The following is a 15,813-nucleotide window of genomic DNA, read 5'->3' on the forward strand; positions in this document are numbered from 1 at the left end:
CTGTCGTGCACCAGATCGCTATCGCCGGACGGTCCGGAATTCAAGCCCGTCCGGCGGCCGGGAACACCGGCACGGCTCAGAACAGCCGCAGCTTGTCGTCCTCGATGCCCCGCATCGCGTTGTAGTCGAGGACCAGACACCCGATCCCGCGGTCCGTCGCCAGCACGCGGGCCTGCGGCTTGATCTCCTGGGCGGCGAACACACCCCTGACCGGGGCCAGGTGAGGGTCCCGGTTGAGCAGTTCCAGGTAGCGGGTCAGCTGCTCCACGCCGTCGATGTCGCCCCGCCGCTTCAGCTCGACGGCCACGGTCTTCCCGTCCGCGTCCCGGCACAGGATGTCGACCGGACCGATGGCGGTCGGGTACTCGCGGCGGATCAGGGTGTAGCCCTCGCCGAGCGTGTCGATCCGGTCGGCGAGGAGTTCCTGGAGGTGCGCTTCCACACCGTCCTTGATGAGCCCTGGATCGACACCCAGCTCATGGGACGAGTCGTGGAGGATTTCCTCCATCGTGATGATCAGTTTCTCGCCCGCTTTGTTCACCACGGTCCAGACGCCTTCGCTGTCGTCGGCGCCCTCCTTCAGGGTGCACGGCGGGGACATCCAGTTGAGAGGTTTGTAGGCCCGGTCGTCGGCGTGGATCGAGACGCTGCCGTCCGCCTTCACCAGGATCAGACGGGGGGCGGAGGGCAGGTGGGCGGTGAGCCGGCCCGCGTAGTCGACGGAGCAACGGGCGATGACGAGACGCATGGTCGGCAACGCTACTCGACTGCGGGCGGTCCACGCGATTCCCCTACCCCGCAGCGGACACCCCCCTTGACGGCCGCGCTTCTGGCTTGCCCCTCTTTGCGACCGTTCGTTATTGGCCGGTTGTGTTCCCAATCTCCTGGTGCGGCCCGGACTGCACCCTTAACGTGGAAGCAGGAGGTCGCCGTCTGTGCACACAGCGTCGCCGTCCTCCTTCCCTGCCCGTAAGGCCCCGGCCACCGTCGGGGTCGCGAGAGGAGAACCCATGTCGCTCGACGTCTCACCGGCGCTGTTGGAACAGGCCGAGCGAGGCGAGGTCGACGAAGCCGACTTCGTCGACTGCGTCCGGACCTCCCTGCCCTACGCATGGGAGATGATCAGCTCTCTGGTGGCCCAGCTGAAGGTCGACGGCGGTCAGTTCGCCGACAACCAGACGCCGCCGCCGGACGAGCAGGCACGTGGTCAGCTGCTGCGTGCGCTTGCGAGTGATGCGATACGCGGCGCGCTGCAGCGGCACTTCGGGGTGCGTCTGGCATTCCAGAACTGCCACCGCATCGCGGTGTTCCCACTGGACGCCTCGGTCGACGAACGATTGGCCCGATTCACCTCGGTGAGGGGCCAGTTGCTCAACCAGTCGCCCGAACTACGGGACTGCTGAACACTCCTGCTGCCGCTTCGGGCCGCGGGAGGTGCAACTGGCTCCGGGGCGGCAGCTCCCGTACCACCGCACCACCAGGGCAACCTGTATGAACAGATCACTTCAGCAACGGCAGCACCTCGGTGCCCAGCCGCTGCACGTTCTCCTCCGTCGCCGCGAGATCGCCCGATCCCTCCACCAGGAGGGCGAAGCGGGTGATGCCCGTCCGCTCCGCCGTCGCCGCCAGCCGGTCGGCCGCGAGCCGGGGCGGACCCACCGGATGCAGACCGCACAGGAACTCCGTGTACGCCACGGGGTCGCGCATCACCCGGTGCCTGCCGTCGACCGTCACATGGGCGCCGAGCCCCTGCCGCAGCCAGCCAGGCATCGCCTTCACGAGGGTCTCCACCGCGTCGACGGGACGGTCCGCGATCTGGGCCACCCCTGCGGACACATGTCCGACCTTCTCCACCACCTCCGCCGGCTGACCGGCCTCCCGGGCGGCCGACCGCCACAGAGCGACCATGTCGGCCTTCTCCGCATCGTCGCAATGCATCCCGAGAAGCATGGGCAAACCCTTTTCAGCGGCGAGTTTCACGCTTTTCGGCGAGGTGCAGGCCACGATCACCTCAGGGCCGGCAGGGCCGTCCCCGAGGAGCTCGTCCGCCCGGGGCACGACCGCCACCTCGCGGAAGTCGTAGCGCTCCCCGCGGCCCGCCACACGCGGCTTGCCGAGCCAGTCGAGCAACAGCTCCAGCGACTCGGGGAAGCCCTTCTCGTACGCATCGAGGCCGCCTCCGAACACCTCCAGATCCACCCAGGGCCCGCCGCGCCCCACACCCAGCGTGAAGCGGCCGCCGCTGGTCAGATGCAGCAGTGCGGCCTGCTCGCCGAGCGCGACCGGATGCTGGGTCGGCAGCACGCTCACCGCCGTGCCCACACGGATTCGGCGGGTGCGGCCGAGCAGCAGAGCGGCCAGTGTCACGGCCGACGGGCACACCCCGTACGGCACGAAATGATGTTCTGCCAGCCAGACCGAATCGAGTCCGGACTCCTCCGCGACCTCGGCGGACCGGACGGCCCGGTGCAGGGCTTCTCCCTGTCCCTGGCCCGGAAACTGCGCTGCCAGTACGAATGTTCCTACGCGCATCGCTTTTTGCCTCCTTGCGGCCGACGCGACTCCCCCTACCCGCAACAACGTCTGACACGTGCCAAAGGCACGGTCCGGAGAGAAGTTGTTGCGATTTTCCGGTAACTCACACGTCTCGCGGGTGCACACGGGCCACAAGCGGGCACGAAGGCTCTGCCGATGGCTCTACGCTGGATGGAATCTGCCCGTACCGCCCCGTGAGGTGTCACGTGTCCCCGCGCCGCAACCGCCCCCGAGGCGGCGAGAGTCCCACCGGCAACGCAGGAGAGGCGGCGGAGCGGTACGGCGGGGGCGGAGCCGGCGAGAGCTGGCAGGGCGAGGAGTGGTCGGTGCGCCCGGTGAGCGGCGCGAGCGCGATGGGCAAGCGGTACCGCTGCCCCGGCTGCGACCAGGAGATCCCGTCCGGCGTGCCGCACCTCGTCGCCTGGCCCGAGTTCGGCGGGATCGACGACCGCAGGCACTGGCACAAGGCCTGCTGGAACGCGAAGGACCGCCGCACCACGAGGGTGCAGCGGTCCAGGAACGCGCCACGCTACTGACCGCGCGTCGCGTGCGTCACACGTCGCGCCGGTCCAGGGACGCGAAGGCGCCGGCCATGGCCACGGCGGTCACACCGAGAATGATCCACAGCGGGTCCCAGCCGGTCGGTCCCGACGAGGTCACCGACTCACCGTAGAACGCGCTGAGCTGGCTGGGGATCGAGTACTCGAAGAGTGCCTGCTGGAGGTCGGCCAGCGTCTCGGAGAACATGAACATCGCCAGCACGAGCGGCAGCAGTACCACCGCGATCATGATCGTGATCGCACCCGCGGAGTGCCGGATGAGCGCACCGAGCGCGAGCGAGAGCAGCCCGAGCGTGGCGATGTAGAGGCCGACGCCCACCGTGGCGCGCAGCCAGTCGCTGCCGCTGGGCGTTCCGCCGTCCAGCATGGCCGTCTGCAGCACACCGACGATTCCGGTCGTGATCGTGGTGATGGTGAAGGAGAGCAGGAAGAAGACGATCGACTTCGCGATCAGCACCCGCGCCCGGCTCGGGCAGGCGGTCAGCGTCGTACGGATCATTCCCGTGCCGTACTCGGAGGCGATGGTCAGCACGCCGAGGGTGATCACACAGATCGAACCGAGCAGCACCCCGAAGAAGCCGAGACTGAGCACCGGGGTCTCGCCGAGATCGGCGTCCGAGGCGCTGACGGCGAACGCGGACAGCAGCCCGACGCCGAGCAGAAGCACGATCATCACGCCGAGCGTCCACATCGTGGAGCGGACGGAGCGGATCTTCGTCCACTCGGAGGCGATCGCGTCGCCCAGGCCGGGACGCCGCACCGGAATGGGCGAGGCGTACAGGCCGGCCGGGCCGCCGCCCTGCCAGTTCTGCTGTGCCGGGGGCTGCTGCGGCTGCTGGTAGGGCGCCTGGGGTGCCTGCGGGGACGGCGGAGTTGCCGGCGTAGTCATCGGGAGTCCTCGCTGGTCTCGCTCTTGATCAGGTCTGCGGGGGCGGCCGGTGCGGGTGCGGGCGGGCCGGCGTACGGGTTCTGTCCCGGGGGCGGCGGGGCGTACCAGCCCTGCTGCGGCACCTCCACCGGAGGCTGCGCATGGCCGGGCTGCTGCCCGTAGCCCGGCTGAGGAGGCCCGTAGCCCGGGTGCTGCCCGTAGCCCGGCTGCGGCTGCCGGAGCCCCGCCTTGGCGTCCGCCGTCGAGCGGTAGTCCACTGCGCCCTGCGTCATCCGCATGTACGCCTCCTCCAGGGATGCCTGGTGCGGCGAGAGCTCCCACAGCCGGACGTCCGAGGCGTGCGCCAGATCGCTGATGCGGGGCAGCTGGAGGCCGGTGACCCGCAGGGCCCCGTCCGGCTCCGACATGACCTGGCCGCCCGCCTCGGTCAGCGAGGCGGTCAGCTTCTCCCGCTGCTCCGGCTGGTCCGCGGGAACCCTGACCCGGGCGAAGTCCGCGGAGTTGGCGGAGATGAAGTCCGTGACGCTCATGTCGGAGAGCAGCTGGCCCCGCCCGATCACGATCAGATGATCGGCGGTGACCGCCATCTCGCTCATCAGGTGGCTGGACACGAAGACCGTGCGTCCCTCGGAGGCCAGCTGCTTCATGAGATTACGGACCCAGAGGATGCCCTCGGGGTCGAGGCCGTTGACCGGCTCGTCGAAGAGGAGGACCTGCGGGTCGCCGAGCAGTGCCGCCGCGATGCCGAGCCGCTGCCCCATGCCGAGGGAGAAGCCCTTGGACCGCCGCTTCGCGACGTCCTGCAGGCCGACGACACCGAGGACCTCGTCCACCCGGGCGCTCGGAATACCGGCCAGCTGGGCCAGCGAGAGGAGGTGGTTACGGGCACTGCGCCCGCCGTGCACGGCCTTGGCGTCGAGCAGCGCGCCCACCTGGCGCGGTGCGTTGGGCAGGCTGCGGAAGGCGTGGCCGCCGATCGTCACATGTCCCGCGGTCGGCCGGTCCAGGCCGAGCATCATGCGCATGGTCGTGGACTTGCCCGACCCGTTGGGACCGAGGAACCCCGTGACAGCCCCCGGCCGCACCTGAAAGGAAAGGTTGTACACGGCTGTCTTGGCGCCATAGCGCTTCGTCAGGCCGACTGCCTCGATCATTCTCCAGCCCCATCGACTTATCTGTCGGTCGGGGCCCAGGCCACTCGGCCGCACGCCCCCGTAAGAGTTAGGAGGATAACCAGCGCGCTGCGGTTCCGGCCAAGTGGTTGTGCCGAGCATCGGCTCTTCCCGTACGGCCGACCGGCGTCGCGCTCCTCGGGCCTGCTCCTGGGGCTACGCGTCCCGCTCCTTGAGTACGAGATAGCCGCCGGCCACCGCCGCCACCACCCACAGGGCCATGATGCCGAGCCCGCCCCACGGCCCGTAAGGCGCCGGATCGCTGTTCATGGCCTCGGGGACCACCTGCATGATCTTGGATCCGGCCTGGTCGGGGAAGTAGCGGGCCACGGTCTTGGCACCCGGGACCGCCGACAGGATCTGTGAGACGAGGAAGAAGAAGGGCATCAGGATGCCGAGCGAGAGCATGGAACTGCGCAGCATCGAGGCCACGCCCATGGAGAAGACGGCGATCAGGCCCATGTAGATCCCGCCGCCGAAGACCGCGCGCAGCACGTGGTCCGCGCCGATGTCCGTACGGTGGTCGCCCAGCAGGGCCTGACTCAGGAAGAACGTCACGAAGCTGGTGGCGAGGCCGACCACCAGGGCCAGGACGCCCGCCACCGCGATCTTGCTGAACAGGAACGAGCCGCGCTGCGGTACGGCCGCGAGCGAGGTGCGGATCATGCCGGAGCTGTACTCCGTACCGACCACCAGGACACCGAAGACGACCATCGCGAGCTGGCCGAGGATCATCCCGGAGAAGCCGACGAACGTGGGGTCGAAAGTGGCGCGCTCCGCATCGGACAGGTCGTCGAACTGGGCGTTCAGCAGGGCGCTGAGCGCCGCCCCCATCGCGATGGTGACGACGAACGCGGAGATCAGGGTCCAGGTGGTCGAGGAGACCGTACGGATCTTGGTCCATTCGGAGTTGAGGACCGCGGGCAGCGATGCCATCGCCGTCATACCCCCTTGGCTTCGTCGCCGGGCGTACCGCTGCCGGGCTGCTGGTTCCACTGGTCGCCCCAGTGCGGGCCCACGGGCGGCGGCTGCTCCTCGTCCCGGTCGGAATGTGCGTGGTACTCCACCGAGCCCGCCGTCATCTGCATGAACGCCTCCTCCAGCGAGGCCCGCTGGGAGCTGAGCTCGTGCAGCACGAACCCGTGCTCGGCGGCGAACTCGCCGAGCCGTTCCGTCGTGGCCCCGTCGATCTCCAGCATGCCGTTGCCCGACTCGACCGCCACCATGCCCGCGGAGTGCAGTGCGTCGCGCAGCCGCTCCTGCTCCGGGGAACGCATCCGCACATAACTGCGGGAGTTCTCCTGGATGAAGTCGGCCATCGAGGTGTCCGCGAGCAGCCTGCCCTGGCCGATCACGATCAAGTGATCCGCGGTGAGCGCCATTTCGCTCATCAGGTGGGAGGAAACGAAGATCGTCCGGCCTTCCGAGGCGAGCGCCTTCATCAGATTCCGGATCCAGTGAATTCCCTCGGGGTCCAGACCGTTGACGGGTTCGTCGAACATCAGGATTTCGGGATCGCCGAGCAACGCCGCCGCGATTCCCAGCCGCTGGCCCATGCCGAGGGAGAAACCCTTGGACTTCTTCCTTGCCACCGCACTGAGGCCGACCGTGTCGAGCACGTGGGAGACCCGGCTCGCCGGGATGCGATTGCTCTGCGCGAGACAGAGGAGATTGTTGTACGCGCTGCGCCCGCCGTGCATCGACTTGGCGTCCAGCAGAGCTCCGATGTGCTTCAGCGGCTCCTGCAGCTCGCGGTAGTGCTTGCCGTCGATGCGCACCGAGCCGCTGGTCGGGTTGTCGAGATCGAGCATCATGCGCATGGTGGTGGACTTGCCCGCCCCGTTCGGACCCAGGAATCCCGTCACCATTCCTGGCCTGACCTGGCATGACAAATGGTCGACGGCAACCTTGTTGCCGAAGCGCTTGGTGAGGCCGTCAAGCTCGATCATGCGTTCACGCTAGAACGGCCGCGCGCCCGGCGCCACCACAAAGGCGGAACCGGGCGCGCAAGGGGTACAGCTGATGTACGGGCGGGTCAGCGGGTCTGCTGGGCCGGGACGCCTCGGGAGGCGGGCTCCTCGTCCGCAGGGGAGCCGGCGGCGGCCACCGCGGCACCGGTCAGCGTCGCCAGCATCTCGCGGACGTTGGTCAGCTGCGCGTTGATCGAGTCGCGGCGGTTGGTGAGCGCCGCCAGCTCGCGCTCGGACTCGCTGCGGATCCGGTCGGCCTTGGCGTTCGCGTCGGCCACGATGTCCTCGGCCTGGCGCTGCGCGGTCTCCACCGTCTGGCGGGCCCGGCGCTCGGCGTCCGTGCGGAGCTTCTCGGCCTCCAGGCGGAGCTGCTCGGCGCGGTGCTCGATCTCGGCGAGACGCTTCTCGGCCTTCGCCTGACGGGACGCGAGGTCGCGCTCCGACTGCTCGCGGCGCTTGGCGAGGTTCGTCTCGAAGTCCGCGGCGGCCTGGGCGGCCTTGGCGCGGGTCTCCTCGAAGAGGGCGTCCGCCTCCTCGCGCTTCTGCTGGGCGTCCTTCTGGGCGTCGGTACGCAGCGTGCTCGCTTCGCCCTTGGCCTTCTCGACGATGCGAACGCCCTCGTCCTCGGCCTTCGACTTGCGCTCGGTCGCGAACGACTCCGCGTCGTTGCGCACCTGCTGGGCGGCCGACTCGGCCAGCTCGCGGTGCTGCTCGGCCGCGCGACGGGCCTCCTCACGCAGGTCCTTCGCCTCCTCCTCGGCGAGGCGGAGGATCTTCTCGACGCGGGCACCGAGGCCGGCGTACGACGGCTCGGCGTCGTTGACCTGGGCCTGGGCGTTCTGCGTCTCGAGGTGAAGCTCCTCGATGCGCTTTTCCAGAGAGGTGATGCGGGCGAGGGCACTATCACGGTCGGCGACGAGTTTGGTAATGCGGTCATCCACCTGACCGCGGTCGTATCCACGTCGCACGAGCTCGAAGCCGAAGGGGGAGGAAGGGTCGCTCATGGGGTTCCTGTCGAATGAGACCGGTGAGGTGTTAGGGGGAATCCTAGGGGCCTGGGCGGCGTGTCAACGTGAAGATGCCGCTTTGGTATGGAGAATGACACCCCTTTTGAGTGGCTGACCTCCGGAGTGCTTGCCACTCGAAGGGTTGAATGTTCATGCCGAAGCACGCGATGCCGCGGACCGATCACCCGTCCGAGGCCTTGCCACCCGATCGGTTACCTGCTGCGGCGCCCGCCTTGACGCCCGTGGCGCCGCCGCCCGCCGCCTTGGCGGCCCCGGCCGGAGCCTCGAAAGACTCCAACGCCTCGAGTACGTCCTGGACACGGGAAATTTCCGTATTGATGTCCTCGCGTCTGCGCACCAGCAGATCCAGCTCACGACGGCCCTCGTCGACCATCTGCTTCGCTTCCACCTCGGCGTCGGCGAGCAGCTTCTCGGCCTCGCGGGTCAGCCCGGCCTTCTTGGACTCGGCCTCCTTCAGGAGCGACTCGGCACGCTTCACGGCGGCGATACGGACCTTGCTCGCCTCCGAATTTGCGTCCGACAGCAGCTCCTTGGCCTTCGCCTCGGCCTCCGCGCGCTGTTCGGTCGCCGCCTTCATCAGCTTGTCGACGCGCTCGCCCGCCGTCTTCATCTGCTCGGACGTCTCCCGGCGGGCGCGCTGGTGCAGCTCCTCGATCTCGCTCTCCAGCCGGGCCCTGAGCTCCTCCGCCCGCTCCCGCGTCGCGGTCGCGTCACGGCGGGCGCCGACCAGGAGCTCGTCCGCGTCCGTACGGGCCCGCTCCACCAAGGTGTTGCCCTCGACCGTCGCCTCCGAGGTGATCCGTACGGCCTCGTTGCGCGCGGCGCCGACCATCCTGTCGGCCTGCCCCTCGGCCTCGGTGGCGGCGCGCAGCGCCTCCTCCTGAGCCTTGTTGACGAGCTGGTCGGCCTGTTCGGCGGCGTCGGTACGGCGCTTCGCCGCGGCCTCGCGCGCCTCGTCCAGCATCCGGTCCGCCTCCTGGCGGGCCTCCGCGCGCATCTGCTCGGCCGCGGACTCCGCGTCGGCGCGCATCCGCTCCGACTCCTCGCGGGTGCGGGCCGCGTGCTCCTGCGCCGAACCCACGGTCTGCGCGGCCTCCGCACGCAGCCGCTCCGCCTCGTCGGCCGCCTCACCGAGGAGGCGCTCCGTCTGCTCCGAGGCCTCGGTACGCAGGTGCTCGCTCTCGCTCGTCGCCTCACCGATGAGCCGGTCGGCCTGCGCCGCCGCCTCCGAACGGATCCGGTTGGCGTCCTCGCGGGACTCGGCGCGGGCGCGCGAGGCGTCCTGTTCCGCCGAGGCGAGCGCGTCGGACGCCTCGGTACGGACCCGCTGGCTGTACTCCGCACTGTCCGAGCGCAGCTTCTCCGACTCGGTGATCGCCTCGGAGACGGTCCGCTCGGCCAGCGACTTCGCGGCCTCCGACTCCTCGTGCGCGACCTGGAGGATCCGGTTGGCATCCTCGGTGGCCCGCTCGCGCTCGGCGTAGGCGTCGGCGCGTACCCGGTCCGCCTCCTCCTGGGCCTCGGTCCTCGTGCGTTCCGCGGAGTGGTCCGCGGCGGACCGCAGCCCGGCGATCTCCTGCTCGGCCTGCTCGTGGAGCCCGTTGACGGAGTCCCGTACCTGCTGGGCGGTCTGCTCGGCCGCGGAGACCATCTCGGTCGCCCGGGCGTCCGCCTCCTCGACCAGCCGCTGGGCCTCGGCCTGCGCCTCCTCGACCCGCTTGCGGGCGGAGGCCAGCAGCTCCTCGCTCTGCTCACGGGCCCGCTCGCGCTCCTGCTCCGCCTCGGCGCGCGCGGCACCGAGCGTCTCCTCGGCCTCGCGGCGGCGCCGGTTGGCCTCCTCCTGGGCGGCGGCGAGGGCCTCGGCGGCCTCCGTACCCACGCGCTCGGCGGCGGCGGCGGCCTCGGAGCGCACCCGGTCGGCGCTCTCCTGTGCCTCGGTCCTGAGCCGCTCCGCCTCGGTGGCGGCCTCGGTGCGCAGCCGTACGGCGACGGACTCGCCCTCGGCACGGGACTGCGCGGCGTCGGCGGCGGCCTCGGTACGCAGCCGGTCGGCCTCCGTCGCGGCCTGCTCCTGGAGCGTACGCAGCCGCTCGGCGGCCTCCGCGCGCAGCCGCTCGGACTCCTCGCTCGTCTCGCGGCGGATCCGCTCCGCCTCCGCACGGGCCTCGCTCAGCGCCTGCTCGGCGGCGGTGACCCGGGTCTCTGCCTCCGTGTGCAGACGGGTCAGCTCATCGGCGGCGTCGGCCGTGCGCACCTCTATGGCGCGCTCGGTGTCCGCGCGAAGGCCCTCCGCGGCCTGCTCGGCCGCGGCGGTCAGAGCGGTGGCCTGCTCCTCGGCCTCGGCGCGCAGCTTCTCCGTCTCGGTACGGCTGCGCTCCAGCGCTTCCTCGGCCTGCTTGCGCAGCGTGGCCGCGCGCTCGACCGCCTCGGTCCTGACCCGCTCGCTCTCCGCGCCGGCGGAGGTCCGCAGCTCGTCGGCGTCCGCCCTCGCCTTGGTCAGCAGCTCCTCGGCGGTGCGGGCACCCTCCTCGATCTGTTGGACGGCCTCGCGGCGGGCCTCGCCACGGATCCGCTCGCCCTCGGCGACCGCTTCGGAGCGCAGCTGCTCGGCCTCGCCGCGCAGCCGGCGCGCCTCCTCCTGCAGCTCGACCGTCTTGGCCCGGTACTCCTTGGTGTCGTCCTTGGCCGCGCCCTTGAGCTGGTCGGCCTGCTCGGCCGCCTCACCGCGCAGCCGGTCCGCCTCGGACTCCGCCTCGCGGCGGATCCTTTCGGCTTCCTCGCCGGCTGCCCGGGTGGTGGACCTGGCGTCGTCGGAGGCCTTGGTCAGGACCTCCTCGGCGGAGCGGGCCGCCTTGGCGAGCTGGGCGGCGGCGTCCTCGGCGGCGACCGTGCGGGCCTTCTCGGCGGCCTCGGCGACCAGCCGCTCGGCCTGGGCACGGGCGTCGGCGAGCGCCTGCTCGGCCTCTTCCTTGAGCGCCTCGGCGTTCTTCGTGGCCTCGCCGACCAGCCGTGCGATCTCGGACTTGGCCGTACGGGTGCGCTGCTCGTTCTGCGACTCGGCGCCGGCCAGCCGCTTGACCGCGGCCTCCTTCGCCTCGGCGAGGACCTTCTCGGCCTCCAGCCGGGCCTCGCGCAGCCGGGTCTCGGCCTCCTGCATGCGCTGGTCGGCGGTGCGGTTCAGCTCCGCGGTCTGCTGCCGGGTCTGGTCCGTCTCGGCGGTGGCCGTCGAGCGCAACTGTTCGGCGTGACTGGTGGCTTCCTGGGCCTGGGTGGAGGCGGCGCTGAGCAGCCGCTCGGCATCCCGGCGGGCCCGCAGCAGGGTGGCCTCGGCCTCGGCACGGGCCGACTCGGCCTCGGAGTTGACGCGCTGGCGGGTCTCGTCCGCGAGCCGGGTGGCTTCGGCACGGGCGCCGGTCAGGGACTGCTCCGCCTCGGCGCGCGACTCCTCCAGGAGTCTGCGGGCCTGGGACTCGGTGCGTGCCCGCAGCTGCTCGGCCCAGGCGACGTTCTCGTTGACATGGGACTCGACGGTCTGGCGGCGTTCCGCCAGCTCCTGGTCGAGCCGCTGGCGCCGCTGTACCGCCTCGGCGTGCAACTCGGCCTGCAGGCGTGCCTGGTGCTCCGCATGCTCCTGCAGGATCCGCTGGGTCTGTGCCCTGGCGTCGCGCAGCTCGCGCTCGGCGTCGGTGCGCAGCTGGTCGGCCTGGATCTGGGCATTGCGGAGCAGCTGTTCGGCCTGGTAGCCGATGTCCGCGCTGTCGTGCGCGGGACGGGTCGCGAGATTGCGCCGGGCCTCGTGCAGCTTGGCACGCAAGACCTCGACCTGGTAACCGAGGTCCTCGGCGTGCTGGACGGCCTTCTCCCGGTCGGTCTTCAGCCGGTCCATCTCGGCTTCGAACCGCGAGAGATGGTCGTCGTCAGCTCGGTGGCTCTGCTGGCTTTCGTAGCCCCGCACTGCGCGGTCCCATCCGTCCCCTGGTCGCAATTCTCCAAACGAGTACCGCTCGCCGGCGAACGGTCCCCCGGGGAATGGTGACAGATCAACGGCGAGGACGCGGCGCGGCCCCGACCCGGCCCCGGCCCGGAACCGCCCACTCTACCGGGCCGGGTATCGGTCAGGTCAGTGCTCTGCCCGGGCCGTGACCAGTTCCGTCAGTACGCCGTGGCAGTCCTTGGGGTGGAGGAAGGTGATCCGGGACCCCATCGAACCGGTCCTGGGCTCGTCGTACAGCACCCGGACGCCCTTCTCGCGGATGTCCGCGGCGTCCTCGTCCACGCTCGCGGTCCCGAACGCGATGTGGTGGACACCCTCCCCATTCTTTGCCAGCCACTTGCCCACGGCCGAGTCCTCACGGGTCGGCTCCAGCAGCTGGAGGTACGAAGCCCCGCCGTCCGAGGTGTCGTTGATCTTGAGCATGGCCTCCCGGACGCCCTGCTCCTCGTTGATCTCGGAGTGGTGCACCTCGAAGCCGTAGGTCGCGCGGTAGAACTCCACCGTCTTGTCGAGGTCGAAACAGGCAATCCCGATGTGGTCGATTCGCGTCAGCATGGAACCAGTGCAGCGCCCCGGGGATGGTTACGCAACGTGCGCGCGATCACACCCGCTGCCGGATGACGGGCGCGGTACTGCTCAGTACATTCAGGTAAACCCTCGTTCACAACCAATCCAAGGGGCTGCGCCTCATGTCAGGAACGACCGGTACCACCTCAGTGATCGTCGCGGGCGCCCGTACGCCCATGGGCCGTCTCCTCGGCTCGCTGAAGACCTTCTCCGGAGCCGACCTCGGAGGCGTCGCCATCAAGGCCGCGCTCGACCGGGCCGGGATCGGCGGCGACCAGGTCGAGTATGTGATCATGGGCCAGGTGCTCCAGGCCGGGGCAGGGCAGATCCCGGCGCGCCAGGCAGCGGTCAAGGCCGGGATCCCGATGAACGTTCCCGCGCTCACCATCAACAAGGTGTGTCTGTCCGGGCTCGACGCGATCGCGCTCGCCGACCAGCTGATCCGCGCCGGTGAATTCGATGTCGTGGTGGCCGGCGGCCAGGAGTCGATGACCAACGCCCCGCACCTGCTGCCGAAGTCCCGCGAGGGCTACAAGTACGGTGCGATCGAGCTGCTCGACTCGATGGCGCACGACGGTCTGACCGACGCCTACGAGAACATCCCGATGGGCGAATCCACCGAGAAGCACAACACCCGCCTCGGACTGGACCGTGCGGCCCAGGACGAGATCGGCGCCCTGTCCCACCAGCGTGCCGCGGCCGCCCAGAAGAACGGCATCTTCGAGGCCGAGATCACCCCGGTCGAGATCCCGCAGCGCAAGGGCGACCCGATCCTCTTCTCCAAGGACGAGGGCATCCGCCCCGAGACGACCGCCGAGTCGCTCGGCAAGCTGCGCCCCGCGTTCGCCAAGGACGGCACGATCACCGCGGGTACCTCCTCGCAGATCTCCGACGGTGCGGCCGCGGTCGTCGTCATGAGCAAGGCCAAGGCCGAGGAGCTGGGCCTGGACTGGATCGCCGAGATCGGCGCCCACGGCAATGTGGCGGGCCCGGACAACTCGCTCCAGTCGCAGCCGTCCAACGCCATCCGGCACGCCGTGAAGAAGGAGGGCATCGGCGTCGAGGACCTCGACCTCATCGAGATCAACGAGGCCTTCGCGGCCGTCGCGGTCCAGTCGATGAAGGACCTCGGTGTCACCCCCGACAAGGTCAACGTGAACGGCGGCGCCATCGCCCTCGGCCACCCGATCGGCATGTCCGGCGCCCGTGTGGTGCTGCACCTGGCGCTGGAGCTGAAGCGGCGCGGCGGCGGCACGGGCGCGGCTGCGCTGTGCGGCGGCGGCGGTCAGGGCGACGCATTGATCATCCGCGTTCCGGGCAAGTAGTCAGCCGTACGTATGAGCGAGCGAGGAGACCGAGCGTGATGGTGGACGTCCCCACCCTGGTCGAGCAGGCACGCCAGGGCAGGCCACGTGCGGTGGCCCGGCTCATCTCCCTGGTGGAGGGGGCCTCGCCCCAGCTGCGCGAGGTGATGGCGGCCCTGGCCCCGCTCGCGGGCCATGCGTACGTCGTCGGGCTCACGGGTTCGCCGGGTGTCGGCAAGTCCACCTCGACCTCGGCACTGGTCTCCGCCTACCGGAAGGCCGGGAAGCGGGTCGCGGTCCTGGCCGTCGACCCGTCCTCCCCGTTCTCCGGGGGCGCGCTCCTCGGCGACCGGATCCGGATGTCGGAGCACGCCTCCGACCCGGGCGTCTACATCCGCTCGATGGCCACCCGCGGGCATCTGGGCGGCCTCGCCTGGTCCGCTCCGCAGGCGATCCGGGTGCTGGACGCGGCGGGCTGCGACGTGATCCTCGTGGAGACGGTGGGCGTCGGCCAGTCGGAGGTGGAGATCGCCTCCCAGGCCGACACCTCCGTCGTCCTGCTCGCCCCGGGCATGGGCGACGGCATCCAGGCGGCGAAGGCCGGAATCCTGGAGATCGGTGATGTGTACGTCGTCAACAAGGCCGACCGGGACGGCGCGGACGCCACCGCCCGCGAGCTCAACCACATGCTCGGGCTCGGGGAGTCCCGGGGGCCCGGCGACTGGCGGCCGCCGATCGTGAAGACGGTCGCGGCCCGGGGCGAGGGTATCGACGAGGTCGTCGAGGCGCTCGAGAAGCACCGGGCCTGGATGGAGGAGCACGGCGTCCTGACCGAGCGGCGCACGGCACGTGCGGCCCGCGAGGTCGAGACGATCACCGTCACCGCCCTGCGTGAGCGGATCGCCGATCTTCACGGAGACCGCCGACTGGACGCGCTGGCGGCACGGATCGTGGCCGGCCGCCTCGACCCGTACGCGGCGGCGGACGAGCTGGTGGCGGGACTCACCGGGCTCCCGGCCGGCAGCTGACGGCTCCCGGGCGGCGTGCGGGCCGCCCGGGAACCGCCGCCGAAACGGCACGGCGCGTTGCGGGGAGAGCGTCAGTCGTCGTAGCGGCCATCGCGGTCATCGTGGTCGTCGTCCCCGTCGTCGTGGCCCCGGGTGACCTGGGCCGTCTTCGCGTCCACGTCCAGCTCGTGGTCCCTGCCGCCCTTGCCCGCGATGTCGACGTCCCAGACCAGGGCGCCGCCGTCGCCGTCCAGGTCCACGGACGTCACCGTTCCCGGCTCGGCCCCGCGTGCGGCGTCCACCGCGGCGATCAGCGAGACCCGGACCGAACCGGGCACCGGGCGCCGGTTGTCGTCGTCGCCCCGGTCGGACAGCACCTTCGCGCTGCCCGCGTCGACCGTCACGTCGTGCCAGACCTCGTCGGAGCCGTACACATCGAGCTCCCAGACCAGCCGTTCGTTGTCGTCGTCGTCCAGCTCCGCCTCGGTCACCCTGCCCGGGACGGCCTTCAGCGTGGCGGCCACGGCGTCGTCGACGGTGATCACGCCGCTCGTCGCCCCGGCCGGGGCCGCGTGCTTCCCGCTGCTGTTGCCGCCGCTGCTCCCGTTGTCCGTGAACGCCGCGGCAGCTGCGGCTCCACCGCCGATGAGCACGGCTGCGGTGACGGCGATGACGGCGATGTTGCGCTGCATGAGGGTCCTCCCCGATGGGTGTGTGGCTCGACGGGATCCACACTGGCAAAGCGATCCTGAACTCAGCCTGAAGCCACCTGAAGCCGTCTTCAGGT

Annotated in this window: 14 protein-coding genes; 4 read left to right on the top strand and 10 right to left on the bottom strand. The window is 70.5% G+C overall.

The genetic code is table 11. The features are described 5' to 3' along the window. Positions 1-76: 76 nt before the first annotated feature. Entirely contained in the window at positions 77-748 is a 672-nt protein-coding gene (gene nucS / locus ACFWBQ_RS19095; protein WP_385490049.1) for an endonuclease NucS, read from the bottom strand. A 262-nt stretch (positions 749-1,010) separates the two neighbouring features. Here nucS and ACFWBQ_RS19100 point away from each other — a divergent pair, with 262 nt between their 5' ends. After that, positions 1,011-1,403 (top strand): SCO5389 family protein, encoded by a 393-nt coding sequence (locus ACFWBQ_RS19100; RefSeq protein ID WP_385490052.1) that lies wholly within the window; start codon positions 1,011-1,013, stop codon positions 1,401-1,403. A 97-nt stretch (positions 1,404-1,500) separates the two neighbouring features. On the opposite strand, the gene ACFWBQ_RS19105 is transcribed toward ACFWBQ_RS19100, so the two are convergent. Then, on the bottom strand, positions 1,501-2,532 hold the full coding sequence (locus ACFWBQ_RS19105; RefSeq protein ID WP_385490055.1) for an LLM class flavin-dependent oxidoreductase: 1,032 nt from the start codon (positions 2,530-2,532) through the stop codon (positions 1,501-1,503). A gap of 209 nt (positions 2,533-2,741) precedes the next feature. Between ACFWBQ_RS19105 and ACFWBQ_RS19110 the strand changes: the two genes are divergently transcribed. Further along, positions 2,742-3,071, top strand: a complete 330-nt coding sequence (locus ACFWBQ_RS19110) for an ATP/GTP-binding protein (RefSeq protein ID WP_385490058.1) — start codon at positions 2,742-2,744, stop codon at positions 3,069-3,071. A 16-nt stretch (positions 3,072-3,087) separates the two neighbouring features. Here the strand turns inward: ACFWBQ_RS19110 and ACFWBQ_RS19115 are convergent, their stop codons facing one another. The 7 genes from ACFWBQ_RS19115 to mce all read right to left on the bottom strand — a co-directional run bounded on the left by ACFWBQ_RS19115 (position 3,088) and on the right by mce (position 12,703). After that, the gene (locus ACFWBQ_RS19115) at positions 3,088-3,984 is read right to left on the bottom strand and encodes an ABC transporter permease subunit (RefSeq protein ID WP_385490061.1); all 897 of its coding nucleotides are present in this window, start codon (positions 3,982-3,984) and stop codon (positions 3,088-3,090) included. Then, entirely contained in the window at positions 3,981-5,138 is a 1,158-nt protein-coding gene (locus tag ACFWBQ_RS19120) for an ATP-binding cassette domain-containing protein (protein ID WP_385490064.1), read from the bottom strand. Before ACFWBQ_RS19120 ends, ACFWBQ_RS19115 begins: the two co-directional genes overlap by 4 nt. Positions 5,139-5,312: 174 nt before the next feature. Next, positions 5,313-6,092 carry an ABC transporter permease gene (locus tag ACFWBQ_RS19125; protein ID WP_385490066.1) on the bottom strand — a complete coding sequence of 260 codons (780 nt, stop codon included), beginning with the start codon at positions 6,090-6,092 and terminating at the stop codon, positions 5,313-5,315. 5 nt (positions 6,093-6,097) lie between these two features. After that, positions 6,098-7,105 carry an ATP-binding cassette domain-containing protein gene (locus ACFWBQ_RS19130; RefSeq protein ID WP_385490069.1) on the bottom strand — a complete coding sequence of 336 codons (1,008 nt, stop codon included), beginning with the start codon at positions 7,103-7,105 and terminating at the stop codon, positions 6,098-6,100. A gap of 86 nt (positions 7,106-7,191) precedes the next feature. Continuing rightward, positions 7,192-8,130: a cellulose-binding protein gene (locus ACFWBQ_RS19135; protein ID WP_385490072.1), complete on the bottom strand. Its 939-nt coding sequence runs from the start codon at positions 8,128-8,130 to the stop codon at positions 7,192-7,194. Positions 8,131-8,314: 184 nt separating this feature from the next. Then, positions 8,315-12,109: a polarized growth protein Scy gene (gene scy / locus ACFWBQ_RS19140; protein WP_385490075.1), complete on the bottom strand. Its 3,795-nt coding sequence runs from the start codon at positions 12,107-12,109 to the stop codon at positions 8,315-8,317. Positions 12,110-12,274: 165 nt separating this feature from the next. Continuing rightward, positions 12,275-12,703, bottom strand: coding sequence for a methylmalonyl-CoA epimerase (gene mce, locus ACFWBQ_RS19145; protein WP_385490078.1), 429 nt, complete (start codon positions 12,701-12,703; stop codon positions 12,275-12,277). A gap of 134 nt (positions 12,704-12,837) precedes the next feature. Between mce and ACFWBQ_RS19150 the strand changes: the two genes are divergently transcribed. Further along, the gene (locus tag ACFWBQ_RS19150; protein WP_385490081.1) at positions 12,838-14,040 is read left to right on the top strand and encodes an acetyl-CoA C-acetyltransferase; all 1,203 of its coding nucleotides are present in this window, start codon (positions 12,838-12,840) and stop codon (positions 14,038-14,040) included. Between the two features lie 38 nt (positions 14,041-14,078). Then, entirely contained in the window at positions 14,079-15,047 is a 969-nt protein-coding gene (gene meaB / locus ACFWBQ_RS19155) for a methylmalonyl Co-A mutase-associated GTPase MeaB (RefSeq protein ID WP_385490506.1), read from the top strand. Between the two features lie 71 nt (positions 15,048-15,118). Here meaB and ACFWBQ_RS19160 read toward each other — a convergent pair whose 3' ends face one another. Further along, positions 15,119-15,718: a PepSY domain-containing protein gene (locus ACFWBQ_RS19160; protein WP_385490083.1), complete on the bottom strand. Its 600-nt coding sequence runs from the start codon at positions 15,716-15,718 to the stop codon at positions 15,119-15,121. Positions 15,719-15,813 lie beyond the last annotated feature (95 nt).

This window comes from Streptomyces sp. NPDC060035 (assembly GCF_042736635.1).
In the GTDB taxonomy this organism is placed as follows: domain Bacteria; phylum Actinomycetota; class Actinomycetes; order Streptomycetales; family Streptomycetaceae; genus Streptomyces.